This window comes from Staphylococcus ureilyticus, assembly GCF_002902235.1.
Lineage (GTDB): Bacteria > Bacillota > Bacilli > Staphylococcales > Staphylococcaceae > Staphylococcus > Staphylococcus ureilyticus.
In genome coordinates this window covers 17,278-33,911 of sequence record NZ_PPRL01000152.1, presented here as the reverse complement: position 1 = coordinate 33,911, position 16,634 = coordinate 17,278, and the positions used below count along the sequence as shown (strand labels likewise).

Sequence of the window (16,634 nt, the reverse complement as noted above, 5' to 3'; positions counted from 1 at the left end):
GACCTCACCTCTATTTTAACTGTTTTTGTAATTCACTAAGTTTTACTAGAGCTTCTATCGGTGTCATATTCGATAAATTTAATTGCTTAATTTCAGTCTCAACTTCACTTTGTACCGCAGGATAATCAAATAAATCAAAAGCTGCTTGTTCAAATTGGTGGCTACTTTGTGCTTGCTTGTCATCGTTATAGCTGTGCTCGTTTTCAGATACAAATGATTTTTCTATCGGCGGTGCTTCCACGCCCGATTTAATAACGTTCATTTGTTCATTTGTCGCTTGTCCATGATTATTATTTTGTTCAAATGCATCTAGAATCACTTGTGCGCGTGATATAACTGCTTCTGGTAAATGTGCTAACTTCGCAACTTGGATACCATAACTATCATCGACAGCCCCGTCTTTAACTTTGTGTAAGAAGATAAGCTCACCTTTGTATTCATTTGCTGCAACATGAACATTTTTCAACGAAGGCAACGACTGATCTAATGTTGTTAACTCGTGATAATGTGTAGAGAATAATGTCTTAGCATGAGAAGTATGTGCCACGAATTCAATCATTGCTTGTGCCAATGCTAATCCATCATAAGTAGAGGTTCCCCTACCTATTTCATCAAAAATAATTAAACTATTTTCTGTAGCGTTAGCGAGTGCTTTTTGTGCTTCCAACATCTCAACCATAAATGTACTTTTACCAGAAACTAAATCATCTGCAGCTCCAATTCTTGTAAATATTTGATCAAAAACTGGTAATACAGCTGTTTCACACGGCACATAAGCACCCATTTGTGCCATAATGCTTATGATTGCAACTTGTCTCATATAAGTAGATTTCCCAGACATATTAGGTCCAGTGATTAAATAGATAAACGTATCTTGATCTAAATTACAATCATTTGGCACATAGTCGTTGTGATCCATAACGCGTTCTACAACAGGATGTCTCGAATTTGTTAATTTAAGTGTTTTGTCTTCGCTAAATGCAGGTCTTGCATAATTATATTTTTGTGCTATCTCGGCAAAACTTTGCAAACAATCCAATTCAGAAATAACTTTTGCTTGTTTTTGTAAGCGTTCTGTATATGTCTTTATTTGTTCACGTAATTCAACGAATAATTGATATTCTAATTCAATCGCTTTATCTTCAGCACCTAATATAATGTCTTCTTTTTCTTTTAATTCATCCGTAATAAACCGTTCTGCATTTGATAAGGTTTGTTTACGATGATAACCATATGCAGAAGGGTCAAAACCTTGCAAGTTGGCTCTTGTAATTTCAATAAAGTATCCAAACACTTTGTTAAAGCTAATCTTCAGTGATTTAATACCAGTGCGTTGACGCTCCTTAGTCTGAAGTTCAGCCAACCAAGTTTTACCATTTTTCGATGCTTCTAAATATTCATCTAGCTCCTGATTAAACCCTTTTTTGAATAATCCACCTTCTTTAACAGATATTGGCGGTTCTTCTTTCAAACTATTTTCTAATAATGCTAACAGCTCATCTAATGGTTCAAGTGCTTTAAATTGCTCAGTAGTTTCTGTATCTAAGCGATCTAATAATTGCTTAATATTGGGTATTTCAGAAATTGAATGTTTGAGTTGAATTAGATCTCTAGCATTTACATTACCATAACTCACTCGACCGACTAAGCGCTCGATATCATATACTTGATTAAGATGTTCTCTCAATGTATCTCTCTCTATAAAAAAGTCTATAAATTGCTCAACTGTATCTAGACGTGATTCAATTTGATTTTTGTGAATTAACGGTCTATCAATCCATTGTTTTAATCTTCTTGCACCCATAGGGGTCTTAGTTTCATCCATCAGCCATAGTAATGTTCCTTTTTTACTTTTCAGACGAATACTTTCTGTCAATTCTAAATTTCTTTTTGCATAAAAATCCATTTTCATAAAATCTACTGCTTCATATTTAACAACAGTTTCTATATGAGATAGATCTCGTTTTTGCGTATGAAAAATATAATCAAGTAATAACTGAGTCGCATTGTATAAAGATTGTTCATTACTAGTATTTACTGCATAATGTGCATCTGATATTTCATTCAATACTGTAATCGTTTCAGTTGTTAAACTTATTTGACGTTTTAGTTCTTCAGCAATATGCTCATTTACTACGATTTCATTTGGATTAATGGTTGTTATTTCATTTATTAATGTAGCTTGATCGTTAAAGGAAGTTACTTTTAGTTCTCCCGTAGACACATCACAATAACTTAATGCATAACAGTCATTTATTTGTACAAAGCTCAAAATATAATTATTTTGTTTTTCATCTACGCCACCTTGATCCATAACCGTACCTGGCGTAACGATTCTAACAACTTCACGTTTTACCATTCCTTTTGTCTGTCTAGGATCTTCCATTTGCTCACAAATAGCTACTTTATATCCATTATTAATTAATGTTTCAATATAGCCATCTGCTGAGTGGTAAGGGACCCCACACATAGGAATAGGATTTTCTTTTTTAGCATCACGCTTTGTTAATGTAATCTCTAGAACTCTAGAAGCTTCTTTCGCATCTTCAAAAAACATTTCATAAAAGTCGCCTAATCTAAAAAATAATAAACAATCTTGATATTGTGATTTTATTTTTAAATACTGTTGCATCATTGGCGTTTGGTTAGTCATTTAATCTTTCACAATCCTTCTATTAGTTTCTTACTATTATTTACAATACATTAAATAAACTATTACTTATGTATGTTATATCATTAAATCAGATGGTTGCTCACTTGTTTAACTGATTGCTATTTTTACTTTATAACTAGTGTTTCTATTCTTATATTATTTCGTACTTTTAAACCATATTTCGATATTTTTATTGTCCATTTAACTCTTAAATTTTAACATAACTTTAGTTTTTACGCTTATGCTTACAAATTAGGATTGGTGTACAATGTTGTCAATTAACTACTTGATGAATGATATTTATAAAATAAAAAAGATTAAGCTTCATTTGCACATACAATTAGTTAATTACAAATCTAAATTATAATTAAATCGTTGATATGTTAAAAGCAATGAAACTTAACCTTTTCATATTTATAAGAATCGTTTTAAGATGCCTTTTCTTTTCATAACCATTAAAATAACATAACTAATCATTGCACCAATCACACTTGAAGCAATAAAAGCTATCATTAAAGGCTTGACAGCAAAGTTAGCAAAACCTAATACCCAGGCTAATGGTATACACATAATACTACCAATGATGCCTGTACCTATAACTTCACCGATTGCTGCCATAAAAATATGCTTGCGATAATAGTAAAAACCACTTGCTAATAATACACCTACCATACTTCCAGGAAATGCAAAGAAACTACCGGTACCAAACACCATTCTTAACAGCGAAGAAATAAACGCTTGTGCCAGACCAAACCAAGGCCCCACAAATACCGCACATATCACATTGATTAAATGTTGTATAGGTGCCGCTTTGATAGGCCCAAGTGGTATAACAACAATGCTACTTAACACTACATTTATGGCAATCAATATCGCAGTCAGTGTTAATTTTCTTGTTTTCATATTGCTCATTTCCTTTCTACATATGGATTATGCATTAATCTTTATCTTGTTGAATTTCATTTAAACGGTTTGACATCGTACTAATCATCATTTGCAATAAGTCATTTGCCTCTGCTTGTGATTCTCTAAATTCTTCAACAATAGGTATAATATTGAGGTTTTGCTCGATATCTTGAATTTTATCTTCAGACTGACGCAGTGCCTGCTGTTTACCATAATTTTGTAAATTAACAGACTGTTTCTGCGTTTTTTTCAAGTCTTTCATACGTGTTTCAATATTTTTATTTTGATGAATTTGCTGTTCAATCGCTTGATATTCTTTAACAGTGTCTAATGATTGAATACGTTGCCTGAGTTTATCTGCCTCTGCCAATATTTCATCTTTTTCATACATTATTGTGTCACCACTGCTTTTTCACTAACGCCTAAAAACGTACCATTCAATGAAAACTGTTTAGCTTCATCAACTTTTACATCAACAATCTTTCCAATCATTTCTTTAGGTGCTTTAAAATTAACTAGTTTATTTTTATTCGTATAACCTGCAAGTACAGTATCATCTTTCTTACTAGCACCTTCACAAAGAACTTGTACTGTTTGGCCTTCATATTGTGCCATAGCTTGTTCAGAATAATAGGCTACTTTTTTATTTAACTGTTGTAATCTTGACTTTTTTTCCTCTAATGGTACATTATCTTTCATTTTAGCTGCTGGCGTGCCATCTCTTTGAGAATAAATATACGTATATGCATGTTCAAATGCTACTTCATCATATAAAGTCAATGTTTCTTCAAATTGTTCTGCTGTTTCATTTGGATAGCCTACAATAATATCTGTTGTTAAAGCAACATCAGGTATTTTTGACTTAATACGATTGACTAAATCTAGATAGCTTTCTCTAGTATATTTACGTCCCATAATTTTAAGAACAGCATTATTTCCTGATTGTACGGGCAAATGCACATGTGGAACGATGTTTCCACCGTTAGCAATCACTTCTATCATACGATCGGTGAAATCCCATGGGTGACTCGTAGTGAAACGTACTCTAGGAATATCTATTTTCGAAATATCTTCTAGCAAGTCGCCAAGTCCATATTCTAATCCATCAATATCCTTACCGTATGAATTAACATTTTGACCTAATAGTGTAACTTCTTGATATCCTTGACGAGCTAAATCTCTAACTTCGTCTATAATATCTTGTGGTCTTCTACTACGCTCTTTACCTCGTGTAAATGGCACAATACAGTATGTACAGAATTTGTCACAGCCATACATGATATTAACCCATGCTTTTATATTACCTTTTCTGACTTTAGGTAAATTTTCAATTACATCGCCTTCTTTAGACCAAACTTCTACCACCATTGCTTTTGAGAGATAAGCTTCTTCGAGTATTTCAGGCAGTCTGTGTATATTATGCGTACCAAAAATCATATCCACATTTTGATATGATTTTAATATTTTATTCACGACTGATTCTTCTTGAGACATACAACCGCAAACACCAATAACTGTTTCAGGTTTTTCTTTTTTCAAGTGTTTTAAATTGCCAATCTCGCTAAACACTTTATTCTCTGCATTTTCACGAATTGCACAAGTGTTAATTAAAATAACATCCGCTTCATCGATTTCTTCTGTTGGCTGATAACCTAAAGCACTTAAAATACCTGCCATTACTTCTGTATCATGTGCATTCATTTGGCAACCATATGTTTTTATTAAAAATGTTTTACCTTTACCCATACCACGATATTTTTCATCGATTTGAAAATCACGGTTATAATGTACTTTTTCTTTACCACGTTTACGTGCTTCTTTTAAACTTGGTGGTTGGTATACATGCTCAAAATACTTACTATAATCTTTTGTCTTCTTATCGCGCTCGGCCAAAACATCTATAGAAGTTTGCTTTCTTTGTTCTTCATTCACGCTAACAAAACCCTTTCTATATCATAAAAACTATGAACAAACGCATTAAAATAGATCTTATCTCGCTGTTTTACAATCGAGTCGTTCAAAGTTCTATAACTTTATCTATAATCATTATTTCATTATATTAAATTTAGCAATAAAGTGCAAAAGTCATCTACAATAATGAATGTTGATTTCAAAAGTACATTTTACAATAAAAACCATCTTGATTAAATATACTTTGTCCAATAACAAACATTTTTAATAAAATAATGATACAAAAATAAGGCACTTACGTATCATTTAATAACATTTATTAAATAAACGATGTACCTTATAGTTACGACTTTAATTTTAATTTTACAATATCATAATGCAATACCTTACTATCAAGAAAACTACTTAGATTTCATCATATTTTCCAGTTAAAGTTTCAATCGTTATACCTTCTGGAACATGATAAAATTTCACTTGACTGATAGTACTTGGTATTTCTAGTTCTACCATTCGCTCATTAAGCTTTTGGATTAATATTAAACATTCATTCATCTCACCTTGTACAGTTGTTTCTAAAGGTCCAACGCGATAATCCAAACCAGAATCATCGATCACTTGAATTGCTTCATCTACGTAAGGTATAACATCTTCACCATTAGCAGTTTTAGGAATAATTTGTACACTCATTAAAGTATCATTCATACTTGTTCAACCCCTTAAATTTTACTTACCTTCAGTTTACCAAAACATTAACTTAAGGTATAGAAATCGAAAGCTTTGTTTATTTATTGATAGGTTTCGTTTATAAGTGACATCATCATATTTTTAGCAACGTTACCACCATTTGAAGCCGCATCGATTAATTGGCTAGGAAAATTGTCCTTAGTCTCTCCAGTTACATATAATCCATTAATATTTGTTTCTCCATATGGTGATGATTTGATTTTGCCCTGTTCATCACGTTCTAACAATATATTATTTAGGAAATTGAATTCGGTATCCCATCCCATTTGTGTAAATGCACCTTCTATTTTTATGACACTACCATCTTCTAATTCGACTCCTTTTAATTGTCCCTGATCTCCTAATAGTTTTTTGATCGTTGTTGAACAGACCTCAATATGGTGTTGTTCTAAAAATTTAATTGCCTCTGGCTCTAACGTTTCAATACCATTAGTAAATACAGTGATTTTTTTCGAAAAATTTCTCAATAATTTAACAATGTGTATTACATCTTTATCAGAGTAAAATACGCCTAATTGAGTATGTTTCATTTCAAAGCCATCACACCAAGGACAATAAAATACCGTTTTACCGTAAAAGGATTCAATATTATTTATTTTAGGTAAATGTTCTCTAACACCTGTAGCAACAAGTATTTGCTTGGCTGTATAGGATTTTGATGCTGTTGATACTTTAAATCCGGATTCAATTTGTATAATATCTACGACCCTTGCATTCACTATGGATACATCTTTGTATTTGGATACATCTTCTATAGCTTGTTGTTTAAATTTTTGTGGAGAAATACCATCTTGCGTTAAATAACCATGTGATAATTGAGTAACTTTATTTCGTGGTTTATCTTCATCAATGACTAATGTATGCATCATTCCTCTACCAAAATTCAAGGCAGCGCTCATACCTGCTGGGCCACCGCCTATGACAATTACTTCATATTCCATCATTCCACTCCTTTTATTTACACGTCTATTAAAGACTTTTAATATCTATAATAGTTTTAAAAAAGTGTATAGAAATAGTTTATGCTTTGCTATTTCTATACTATAAAATTATTTAACTACAGGTTTTAGCAGACTCGATAGTTTCTTTTGCTTCAAAGTTGTTACCAAAGTTGTTTCAGCATCTTCCATTATAGCTTTGATAGGACAGCCTTCATCATGATTAAAAGTGTCTTCTAATAAACTTTGCTCCCCATCTATCGTAACAATGACTTCATAGATAGATACTGAATCCCATCCATTCTTTAATTGATATCCGCCTTTAGCACCACTACTAGCAGAAATGATATTACGCTTAACTAAACGTGTCATTACTTTTGATAAATAAGTTGTAGAAACACCTAAAACTGATGCTAAGTCTTGTACAGGAATCTTTTTTTGATCACCTTGATTATTAATCATAAATAACAGTGCATGTAAAGCATAATCAGTCGCTTTTGAAAATTTCATAAATTTATCATCTTCCTATTATAGATATAATAAATCTATAATAACTTATTTGTTTTTCTTTTTCAATATTACACTAAATTTTTAGTAGCATTAATAATTGCATCTGCAAAATCATACATAAACTGAGCCCAGTTACTACTGTTCTCTCTACTTTTTTTATTATAACGTTCATTTTCAAACAATTTCTTTCTTATTCCTGAGGTTAACTCGAGTTGGACACCTTTCTCAGTTTTACAGCAATTTATAATATTGTCATCATGCGCACCAGACATATGTGATGGGGCTTGTCTGACTATTATCCCTAATTTTTCAAATTCTGCCGTCATCTCATCCATTAATTGCTCATCCTTACCACCCATATAGACAATTTCATCTTCACCTTTACAACCATGTATCGCGATGGCATATTGATTATTTGCAATCATTTTCATTAATTTAGGTTCATCATAATTTCTGGACGTCACATGTAATTCTGCATTACCTTTTGTTCTAATTGCTTTAAACGTAAAGTAGTCAAAACCACCTTTTTCAGCTGTTAATTCCGCCAATTCGGTAGTAGCAGGTTCTATTGCTCCGCCATGAATTGCAGTTATGATAACGTTGCTATTTCGGTCAATTGAATTAATAATCCAATCCGTATTTTCCTCTGTTAGCTGCATTAATTCCGTCATAGATTTAAATTGATCAGCCATTGATTATCCCCCTCAATTTTTTATATGTACACTTTTTGTATACCACATTTTAGCGTCCATTATTTTAAATCACTGTTAAGTTTTTGATAATTTATTAACTCAATTTTTACAGTTAACTATTACTGATTATTGATTGCTTTAATCATAGCTTTTGAAAACGCTTCTAAATAGGTTGACCAGTTCGAACGATTTTCTCGGTCTTTTAAATCAAATTTTTTATTAACAAAACAATGCTTCCTAAAGTTAACAGTCAATTCTAACTGTACCCCCATACCTTTTTGACCACAATTCACAAAGTTATCCTGTTGTTTACCAGAAATATGAGAAGGTGCATCCTTTGTAACGATTCCTGTTTCATTTAACGTTTGTTTTATTTGCGCAATCAGTGATTTATCTCTACCACCGATATACACTTCATTTTTCTTACCCATGCAACCATGTATAGATATAACTTGAGCATGTTCAGTCACAATCTTTTGTAATTTTGGCTCGTCAAAATGAATTGAAGTTACATGAAGTTCATTGTTTTTATTTTTTCTTACACCTTTAAAACTATAAAAACTATAGTTACCTGTTTCACTTAAATGTTGTGCAACTTCAGTAGTTCCTCTTTCTATAGCACCGCCATGGACAGCAGTAATAAGTACTGGTGAATCTCTTTCACACGTTTGAATTTCCCAATCTTTATCTTCATTTGTGTAAGTTAATAATTCCGTCATTGTTTTAAAGTAATCAACCATATCTCTCTAACCTTCCATTTTTCGTATATAAATATAAAACTAGCTGATTCACAAATATAAAACAATGATTTTTTCTATGAAAATCATCTTTTGTGATCAGCTAGTTATTTTACGCTATTGATTATTATTTAAGTAGATAAACGATTATACAAACTGTTTTGTTAAGTCTTTAAATTGTTGTTCATCAAGGTGAATATCTTTTTTGGCTAATGCTGTACCTTCTATTTCTTCAATTTGAGATTCATAAGAAGGTGTTTCCGTGTCTTGATATACAATGCCTTTAAGTAATGAATTATACTCTAAAACCTTTTGAGTAGCTTTTTGTTTGTCGGTCGCATCAAAATCTTCAATTTCATCAATACTTGTAAGATTTTCTTTAAACCAATCATAAGTGTTGACTTTATTATATGTTACACATGGAGAGAATACGTTAACGAATGAAAAACCGTCATGGTTAATTGCATCTTCCAACATTTTAGTTAATCCTTTAATATCACTAGAAAAACCTTGTGCAACAAATGTAGCACCTGAAGACAACGCAAGTTCTAATGGCGCAACATTTTTTTCAATATTACCTTTAGGCGTAGATTTAGTCACAAACCCTTGTGCTGATGAAGGTGATGTTTGTCCTTTAGTTAAACCATAGATTTGGTTATCCATCACTATATATGTCATGTTCATATTTCTACGCAACGCATGGATCGTATGTCCCATACCAATCGCATACCCATCACCATCACCACCAGAGGCAATTACGGTCAAGTCTTTATTAGCCATTTTCACGCCTTGTGCTAATGGTAATGAACGACCATGGATCCCATGTACACCGTATGAATTAACATAACCTGATAAGCGGCCTGAACACCCGATACCTGTTATAATTGCAACTTCTTCAGGTTCTAGCCCAACATTTGCAGCTGCTTTTTGAATAGCTGCTTGAACAGAGAAATCTCCACAACCTGGGCACCAATTGGGCTTCACATTATTTCTAAAATCTTTAAATGTTGCCACTTATACCAACTCCTTTAAATTTTTGGCAATTTCTAATCCTTTGGCTTCTATTTCATTTGGTAAGAATGGCGTACCATCATATTTCGTTTGATTAATTAATTTATCTCCAACGTTCACATTCATTTTTAATATATTGGAAAGTTGTCCTTGATAGTTATGTTCCACAACGACAACTTTTGAAGCTTTATCAACCGCTTCTTGTATCGTTTTGCTTGGGAAAGGATGTAGTTGTCTGATTTGTAAATGATTAACCTTCAATCCTTGTTGCTCTAACCTTTCTTTACCTTCTTGAATCGCACCTTTAGTAGAGATGAAACCTAAGTAAAGTATGTCTGCTTCATCATGGACTGCATTATTTTCTACAGGTTGATTGATCAATAGATGTTCTGTTTTTCGCATCCGTTTATCCATTTGCTGTTGTCTGTTATCAGCTGCTTCACTTGTCTTACCTTCTTCATTATGTTCCACACCTGTGACATGGTGGATGCCCCCTTTAACTCCAGGGATTGGTCTTGGAGAGACCCCACTTTCAGTCAACGCATATCGTTTGAAGTATGTTTTATCATCTTCATCTCTTTCTATATCCGATTGAATCGTTTCTCCTCGGTTTATTTCAATTTTATTATAATCTAATGATTCTACAGTTTGTTTACCTAATGACAATTGTAAATCACTTAAAATAATGACCGGGCATTGATACATTTCAGCAAGATTAAAAGCTTCTATCGTAAGGTAAAATGCATCTTCAGCATCTGTTGGTGCTACAACTATTTTAGGTATATCGCCATGCGTACCGTAGATCATTTGCATAAGGTCTGATTGTTCTTGCTTGGTAGGCAATCCAGTGGACGGACCGCCGCGTTGTGTATTAATTACAACAAATGGCGTTTCCGTCATACCAGAAAGGCCAATTGCTTCCATCATGAGTGAAAGACCAGGTCCAGCGCTCGCTGTAAATGCACGTACGCCAGCATAGTTAGAGCCTATTGCCATATTTGCCGCAGCGATTTCATCTTCAGTTTGTACAACAGTCCCCCCAACTTTGGGTAAATTTTCAATCATATATTCCATGATTTCAGATGCTGGTGTAATAGGATAAGCTGCCATAAATCGAGAACCAGCTGACAACGCACCTAGACCTATCGCATCATTGCCAATCATATATAGATGTGGTGTACCTTCTGTTTTTTCTAAAACAAAATCACCATCAATATGACTTAATTGTTCGTTCATTAAACGGTAACCTTCATTCAATGCTTCAATATTCATTTCTACAACTTTATCACCTTTTTTAGTAAACATATTGGTGATAAGTGTCTCAAAATCTGAAATGTCTAAGTTCATTACTGCACAAGTCGCTCCAACCGCGACCATATTTTTCATTAAAGTAGTGCCTAATTCTTTCGCAGTGGCAGTAAAAGGTAGCGCAACCAATTGTGCGTCACAATGCTCAGGTTTTTCTGGTTTAGCTTTACTATCAGCAATAATCACACTGTCTTTACGCATCTCATGGTGGTTCACTTCAATTGTTTCTTGATCAAATGCGATTAATATATCTAAATCATCACTAATTGCATGTACTGGTGATGTTGATACTCTAATTTTATTATTTGTATGACCGCCTTTGATTCTACTTGAAAAATGACGATACCCATATAAGTAGTATCCTTTACGGTTCATAGCAGTGGCAAAGATTTCACCTGTTGATTCGATGCCTTCCCCTTGTTGTCCGCCCACTTTCCATGATACTTGAGATTTCATATCATCTAGCCTCCTAGTGGTTATAATAATTCATATTTCATCATACCAAAACAAACCACGCTTTTACTATGAAAAGAGCGGTTTATTTTAAAATTCATACTAATGGACGATTATTTAAAAGGATGGTCATCATTGATAAGAATACGTTCGATACGTTTTGTTTTACCATCTTTATTTAAATCTATAATCACACCTGATAATACACTACGACCTTCGTCAGGAACAACATGTCTTTGTGGTAAGCTTGTGATAAAACGCGTAATCACCTCTTCACGATTAATACCAAGAATACCATCATAGTATCCTGTCATACCTACATCTGTAATATATCCTGTGCCTCCAGGTAATATTCTTTCATCTGAAGTTTGGATATGTGTATGCGTGCCGACAACAGCACTAACTCTATTATCTAAATACCATCCCATTGCATTTTTTTCTGAAGTCGTCTCAGCATGAAAGTCAACAAAGATATAATCTGTTTCTTTTTTTGCTTCAGTTACTAACGCATCAGCTTTTTTAAATGGATCATCAATATCTTGCATAAATGCTCGTCCCTGTAAATTAATGATAGCCAATTTGATTTCGTTAATTTGAATGTAGCGCATACCAACACCAGGTGCTTCATCTGGAAAATTGGCAGGGCGAACCATGCGATTGGCATTTTCTATAAAATCATAAATTTGTCGTTGACCATATGTATGATTACCCATTGTCATAAAATCAACGCCTTCTCTTAATAAAGATTTGTATATTTTTTCAGTCAAACCTTTACCATGTGCTGCATTTTCTGCATTTACGATTGTAACCGTAGGTTTATAAGTTTGTTTCAACTTGGGCAAATAGTTTGAAATAGCTTCTCTACCTATTTTACCAACAATATCCCCAATAAATAAAATTCTCATTTACGTGTCATCCTCTCTTACTGTTAGTTTAATTGAAATTAACGATGATGAAAAGGCTCTTTAATAAATATTCATAAACATTACTTTGTTTTAAATTTATGATTGGTGGTAATATTTATATTGTAGTTATGTATCATTTCAAAAAAATAGGAGTTGTATGTAAGATATGTCAATTAATATTGATCCACAACATTTTGCTGATTTAGTTGTTTCTGCAAACCCTTCAAATAGTGACAATCCGGAGGAGATTGCTAAAGATAGCTTGGAGTTATATATCAATGCTTATAGACTTGCTGAAAGATATGCCAATATCTCCACAAATTGTTATGACACTGCCGAAGTAATTAAAGAATTAAGTAAAGTAGATTTAGAATTAAAATAACTTAACGTAATTCACAGTAATAAAAGAGACTGAAGTATAGTGTTTAGTTTCAAAACAAAGGAGTCTGGGGAACATTATTGTTCATCCTAGACTCCTTTATTTTTTCCAGATTTCTAACCTAGTCTTTTGAATTAAAGCATGTACCATGTACGAGTGTGATTGTGCTGTAATATGGTTTACATAATCCGAGCTTGCAATAGCTCTCACAAATAAATCATTCTATCCAATCCAAGTGTCAGCTGTTACGAGTGAAATATGTTAAATCGAAAAAGTGTGAAGTTAACCACAATGTATTTTTACTTTAACTATACTTCTTAATAATATCGGTTTTACAAACTAAAAATAACTGCTAGTAAAATTTTACATCTCTACTAGCAGTTATTCCGTAACTTAATTAAGTTCTTATTTATTATTTTGCGTATTCAATTGCTCTAGTCTCACGAACAACTGTCACTTTTATATGGCCAGGATATTGAAGTTCATCTTCAATCTGACTCTTAATATCTCTTGCTAAGCGGTGTGACTTTAAGTCGTCGATAGTTTCTGGTGATACGATAACTCGAATTTCTCTACCAGCTTGGATTGCAAATGCTTTTTCAACACCATCATAACTTTCTGAGAGTGTTTCTAGTCTTTCTAACCTTCTAATATAATTTTCTAGGGTCTCTTTACGAGCACCTGGTCTTGCAGCTGATAGTGCATCTGCTGCTGCAACTAATATAGAAATAATAGAAGTTGGTTCTACATCACCGTGATGTGAATGTATAGCATTTAATACTGTTTCACTTTCAGCATATTTTTTAGCTAATTCTACACCAATTTCAACGTGACTGCCTTCAACTTCATGGTCGATAGCTTTACCAACATCATGAAGTAGTCCAGCACGTTTGGCTAATGTAACATCTTCTCCTAATTCAGCCGCTAACATGCCGCTTAAATGGGCAACCTCTATAGAATGTTTTAACACATTTTGACCATAGCTAGTACGATATTGTAAACGACCTAGAATTTTAACTAAATCTGGATGCATATTATGCACATTAATTTCAAATGTTGCTTGTTCACCAGCATCTCTTATAATATCGTCAACTTCTTTTCGAGCTTTTTCAACCATATCTTCAATTCTTCCAGGATGGATACGTCCATCTGAAACAAGATTTACTAATGCAGTTCTTGCAATTTCGCGTCTAATTGGGTCAAAACCTGATAGAATAACTGCTTCTGGTGTATCATCTATAATTAAATCAATACCAGTTAACGTTTCTAACGTTCTTATATTTCTACCTTCTCTACCAATAATTCGACCTTTCATTTCGTCATTTGGTAAATTAACAACTGATACTGTAGATTCTGAAGTATGCTCTGCAGCTAACCGTTGTACAGTAGTTGCTAATAATTCTTTTGCATTTTTATCGACTGCTTCTTTTGCTTCTTTCTCTTTTTCCTTAACAAGTATTGCAATATCATGTGACAATTCTTCCTCGACTCTTTGAAGTTGTTCGTTAGCAGCTTCTTCTTGAGTGAGACCAGAGATGCGTTCTAATTCTTGTTCATGCTTATTTATTAATGACTGAACACTACTCTCTTTTGCATCTACTTGTTGTTGTCGTTCTTCAAGTTTAGACTCTTTTTGCTCTAAAATCTCATCCTTTTTATCTAAAAGATCAGATTTTCGCTCTAAGTTTTCTTCTTTTTGAAGAAGTCGTGCTTCTTGCCTTTGAAGATCACCGCGTCTTTCACGAAGTTCATTTTCACTTTGCTCTTTTAAGATTTGATTCTCTTCTTTAGCTTCAAGGAGCTTTTCCTTCTTAATATTCTCTGCTTCTTTATTACCATGTTCGATAATATCTTCTGCAGTTTGTCTTGCTTGTAATTGCTTTTGATGCAATATATTTCGGGCAATAATATACCCTACAACAACTCCGAGAATAATACCTAGCAAAATGAGTAGGAGGTTTAATAAATTCACACAAACACCCCCTTTTTCTAGGATTTTGCTCTGTATATCAAATTCAATATGATTATATGAAGTTATATAAGAATCATACAATGTAATTGTACGGTTTCAAACTAAGAAGTGTCAAGGTGTGCAACTACATTAATTAAATATTTGAATAGCTTCTTTTACATTAAAATAGTTACAGTTACTGCTATTGCTTATTTCTTGTTGTTTTTTCATCATAAAAAATTTTTATTTAATAATTTTAAACCTATATGCAATTACAAAAAAATAAGTGTGTATTTATAAATACACACTTATTTTATAAGAAAATTTATAATATTTTAACTTAATTTATAAGTTACTCATCTTTTTCATCAAAAAGTGTAGCTGGTGCATCTTCTTCCTCTTTTTCATCTACATCACCATCAAAAATACCTAGTTTTTCTCGCAATTTCTGATCGATTTCTTGTTTAACTTTTGGATTTTCTTTTAAATATAATTTAACGTTTTCTTTACCTTGACCCATACGCTCACCATTATATGAATACCAAGCACCCGATTTATTAACGATTTCATTTTCTACACCAAGGTCTATGAGCTCTCCTTCTTTAGAGATACCTTTTCCGTACATCATATCAACTTCAGCCACTCTAAATGGAGGTGCTACTTTGTTTTTTACCACTTTGATTTTTGTTCTGTTACCAACAATTTCTTGACCTTGTTTCAACTGTTCAGCACGACGAACTTCTAAACGTACAGAACTATAGAATTTTAATGCACGTCCACCTGGTGTCGTTTCAGGATTACCAAACATAACGCCAACTTTTTCACGAATTTGGTTTATAAATACAGCAGTTGTATTTGATTTAGAAATAGCACCAGACAATTTACGTAATGCTTGTGACATTAAACGTGCTTGTAAACCGACATGTGTATCGCCCATTTCGCCTTCAATTTCAGCCTTCGGTGTTAACGCAGCTACTGAATCGACAACGACGATATCAACCGCACCACTTCTAACAAATGCTTCAGCGATTTCTAAGCCTTGCTCACCATGATCTGGTTGAGATAAGTATAAGTTTTGAATATCAACACCTAATGCTTCTGCATAAACAGGGTCTAAAGCATGTTCAGCATCAATAAATGCAGCGATACCACCATTTTTTTGTACCTCGGCTATGGCATGTAATGCAACTGTTGTTTTACCAGAACTTTCTGGCCCATATATTTCTATGATTCTACCTTTAGGGTAACCACCAACTCCTAATGCGTTATCTAGTGTTACCGAACCACTTGATACACTAGAAACTTTACGTGCTTCATTATCACCAAGTTTCATTACTGCACCTTTACCAAATGATTTTTCCATATTTTTAATTACTGTATCTAAAGCTTTTTGACGATCATTATCCAAAACGCTGGACCTCCTAAATGAGATTTATCTCTGAAAAATATCTTAACCATACTATACATTGATTTAAAGTATTCTGCAAGCATTTTGCGAATATTTGTTCGCTACTAATAGAACAATTCTTCACAAAA

Annotated in this window: 15 protein-coding genes; 1 reads left to right on the top strand and 14 read right to left on the bottom strand. The window is 33.1% G+C overall.

Going from position 1 to position 16,634, the window contains the following annotated elements; translation table 11 throughout:
* Positions 1–10: 10 nt before the first annotated feature.
* The 12 genes from mutS to CD150_RS12525 form a co-directional block, all read right to left on the bottom strand.
* The gene (mutS, locus tag CD150_RS12580) at positions 11–2,632 is read right to left on the bottom strand and encodes a DNA mismatch repair protein MutS (RefSeq protein ID WP_438829867.1); all 2,622 of its coding nucleotides are present in this window, start codon (positions 2,630–2,632) and stop codon (positions 11–13) included.
* Between the two features lie 435 nt (positions 2,633–3,067).
* The gene (gene thiW, locus CD150_RS12575; RefSeq protein WP_073342248.1) at positions 3,068–3,556 is read right to left on the bottom strand and encodes an energy coupling factor transporter S component ThiW; all 489 of its coding nucleotides are present in this window, start codon (positions 3,554–3,556) and stop codon (positions 3,068–3,070) included.
* Positions 3,557–3,590: 34 nt separating this feature from the next.
* Positions 3,591–3,950, bottom strand: a complete 360-nt coding sequence (locus CD150_RS12570; protein WP_073342250.1) for a YlbF/YmcA family competence regulator — start codon at positions 3,948–3,950, stop codon at positions 3,591–3,593.
* Complete coding sequence (miaB, locus tag CD150_RS12565; protein WP_073342252.1) at positions 3,950–5,491, bottom strand: tRNA (N6-isopentenyl adenosine(37)-C2)-methylthiotransferase MiaB; 1,542 nt, start codon at positions 5,489–5,491, stop codon at positions 3,950–3,952. The genes CD150_RS12570 and miaB overlap by 1 nt, the downstream gene beginning before the upstream one ends.
* A gap of 384 nt (positions 5,492–5,875) precedes the next feature.
* The gene (locus tag CD150_RS12560) at positions 5,876–6,172 is read right to left on the bottom strand and encodes a thiamine-binding protein (protein WP_073342254.1); all 297 of its coding nucleotides are present in this window, start codon (positions 6,170–6,172) and stop codon (positions 5,876–5,878) included.
* Between the two features lie 83 nt (positions 6,173–6,255).
* Positions 6,256–7,155, bottom strand: a complete 900-nt coding sequence (locus CD150_RS12555) for an NAD(P)/FAD-dependent oxidoreductase (protein ID WP_073342256.1) — start codon at positions 7,153–7,155, stop codon at positions 6,256–6,258.
* A gap of 108 nt (positions 7,156–7,263) precedes the next feature.
* Positions 7,264–7,662, bottom strand: coding sequence for an RrF2 family transcriptional regulator (locus tag CD150_RS12550; protein WP_064209022.1), 399 nt, complete (start codon positions 7,660–7,662; stop codon positions 7,264–7,266).
* Between the two features lie 68 nt (positions 7,663–7,730).
* Positions 7,731–8,354, bottom strand: a complete 624-nt coding sequence (locus CD150_RS12545) for a poly-gamma-glutamate hydrolase family protein (RefSeq protein ID WP_073342258.1) — start codon at positions 8,352–8,354, stop codon at positions 7,731–7,733.
* Positions 8,355–8,473: 119 nt separating this feature from the next.
* Positions 8,474–9,094: a poly-gamma-glutamate hydrolase family protein gene (locus tag CD150_RS12540; protein WP_073342260.1), complete on the bottom strand. Its 621-nt coding sequence runs from the start codon at positions 9,092–9,094 to the stop codon at positions 8,474–8,476.
* Between the two features lie 144 nt (positions 9,095–9,238).
* A complete protein-coding gene (locus CD150_RS12535) occupies positions 9,239–10,105 on the bottom strand; it encodes a 2-oxoacid:ferredoxin oxidoreductase subunit beta (protein WP_046208607.1) in 867 nt (288 codons plus the stop codon).
* A complete protein-coding gene (locus CD150_RS12530; RefSeq protein ID WP_046208608.1) occupies positions 10,106–11,866 on the bottom strand; it encodes a 2-oxoacid:acceptor oxidoreductase subunit alpha in 1,761 nt (586 codons plus the stop codon).
* A 110-nt stretch (positions 11,867–11,976) separates the two neighbouring features.
* On the bottom strand, positions 11,977–12,768 hold the full coding sequence (locus CD150_RS12525) for a TIGR00282 family metallophosphoesterase (protein WP_046208609.1): 792 nt from the start codon (positions 12,766–12,768) through the stop codon (positions 11,977–11,979).
* Between the two features lie 166 nt (positions 12,769–12,934).
* Between CD150_RS12525 and CD150_RS12520 the strand changes: the two genes are divergently transcribed.
* On the top strand, positions 12,935–13,150 hold the full coding sequence (locus CD150_RS12520) for a hypothetical protein (protein WP_046208610.1): 216 nt from the start codon (positions 12,935–12,937) through the stop codon (positions 13,148–13,150).
* 409 nt (positions 13,151–13,559) lie between these two features.
* On the opposite strand, the gene rny is transcribed toward CD150_RS12520, so the two are convergent.
* On the bottom strand, positions 13,560–15,119 hold the full coding sequence (gene rny, locus CD150_RS12515; protein WP_019468711.1) for a ribonuclease Y: 1,560 nt from the start codon (positions 15,117–15,119) through the stop codon (positions 13,560–13,562).
* Between the two features lie 331 nt (positions 15,120–15,450).
* Complete coding sequence (gene recA / locus CD150_RS12510; protein ID WP_046208611.1) at positions 15,451–16,506, bottom strand: recombinase RecA; 1,056 nt, start codon at positions 16,504–16,506, stop codon at positions 15,451–15,453.
* Between the last annotated feature and the right edge of the window lie 128 nt (positions 16,507–16,634).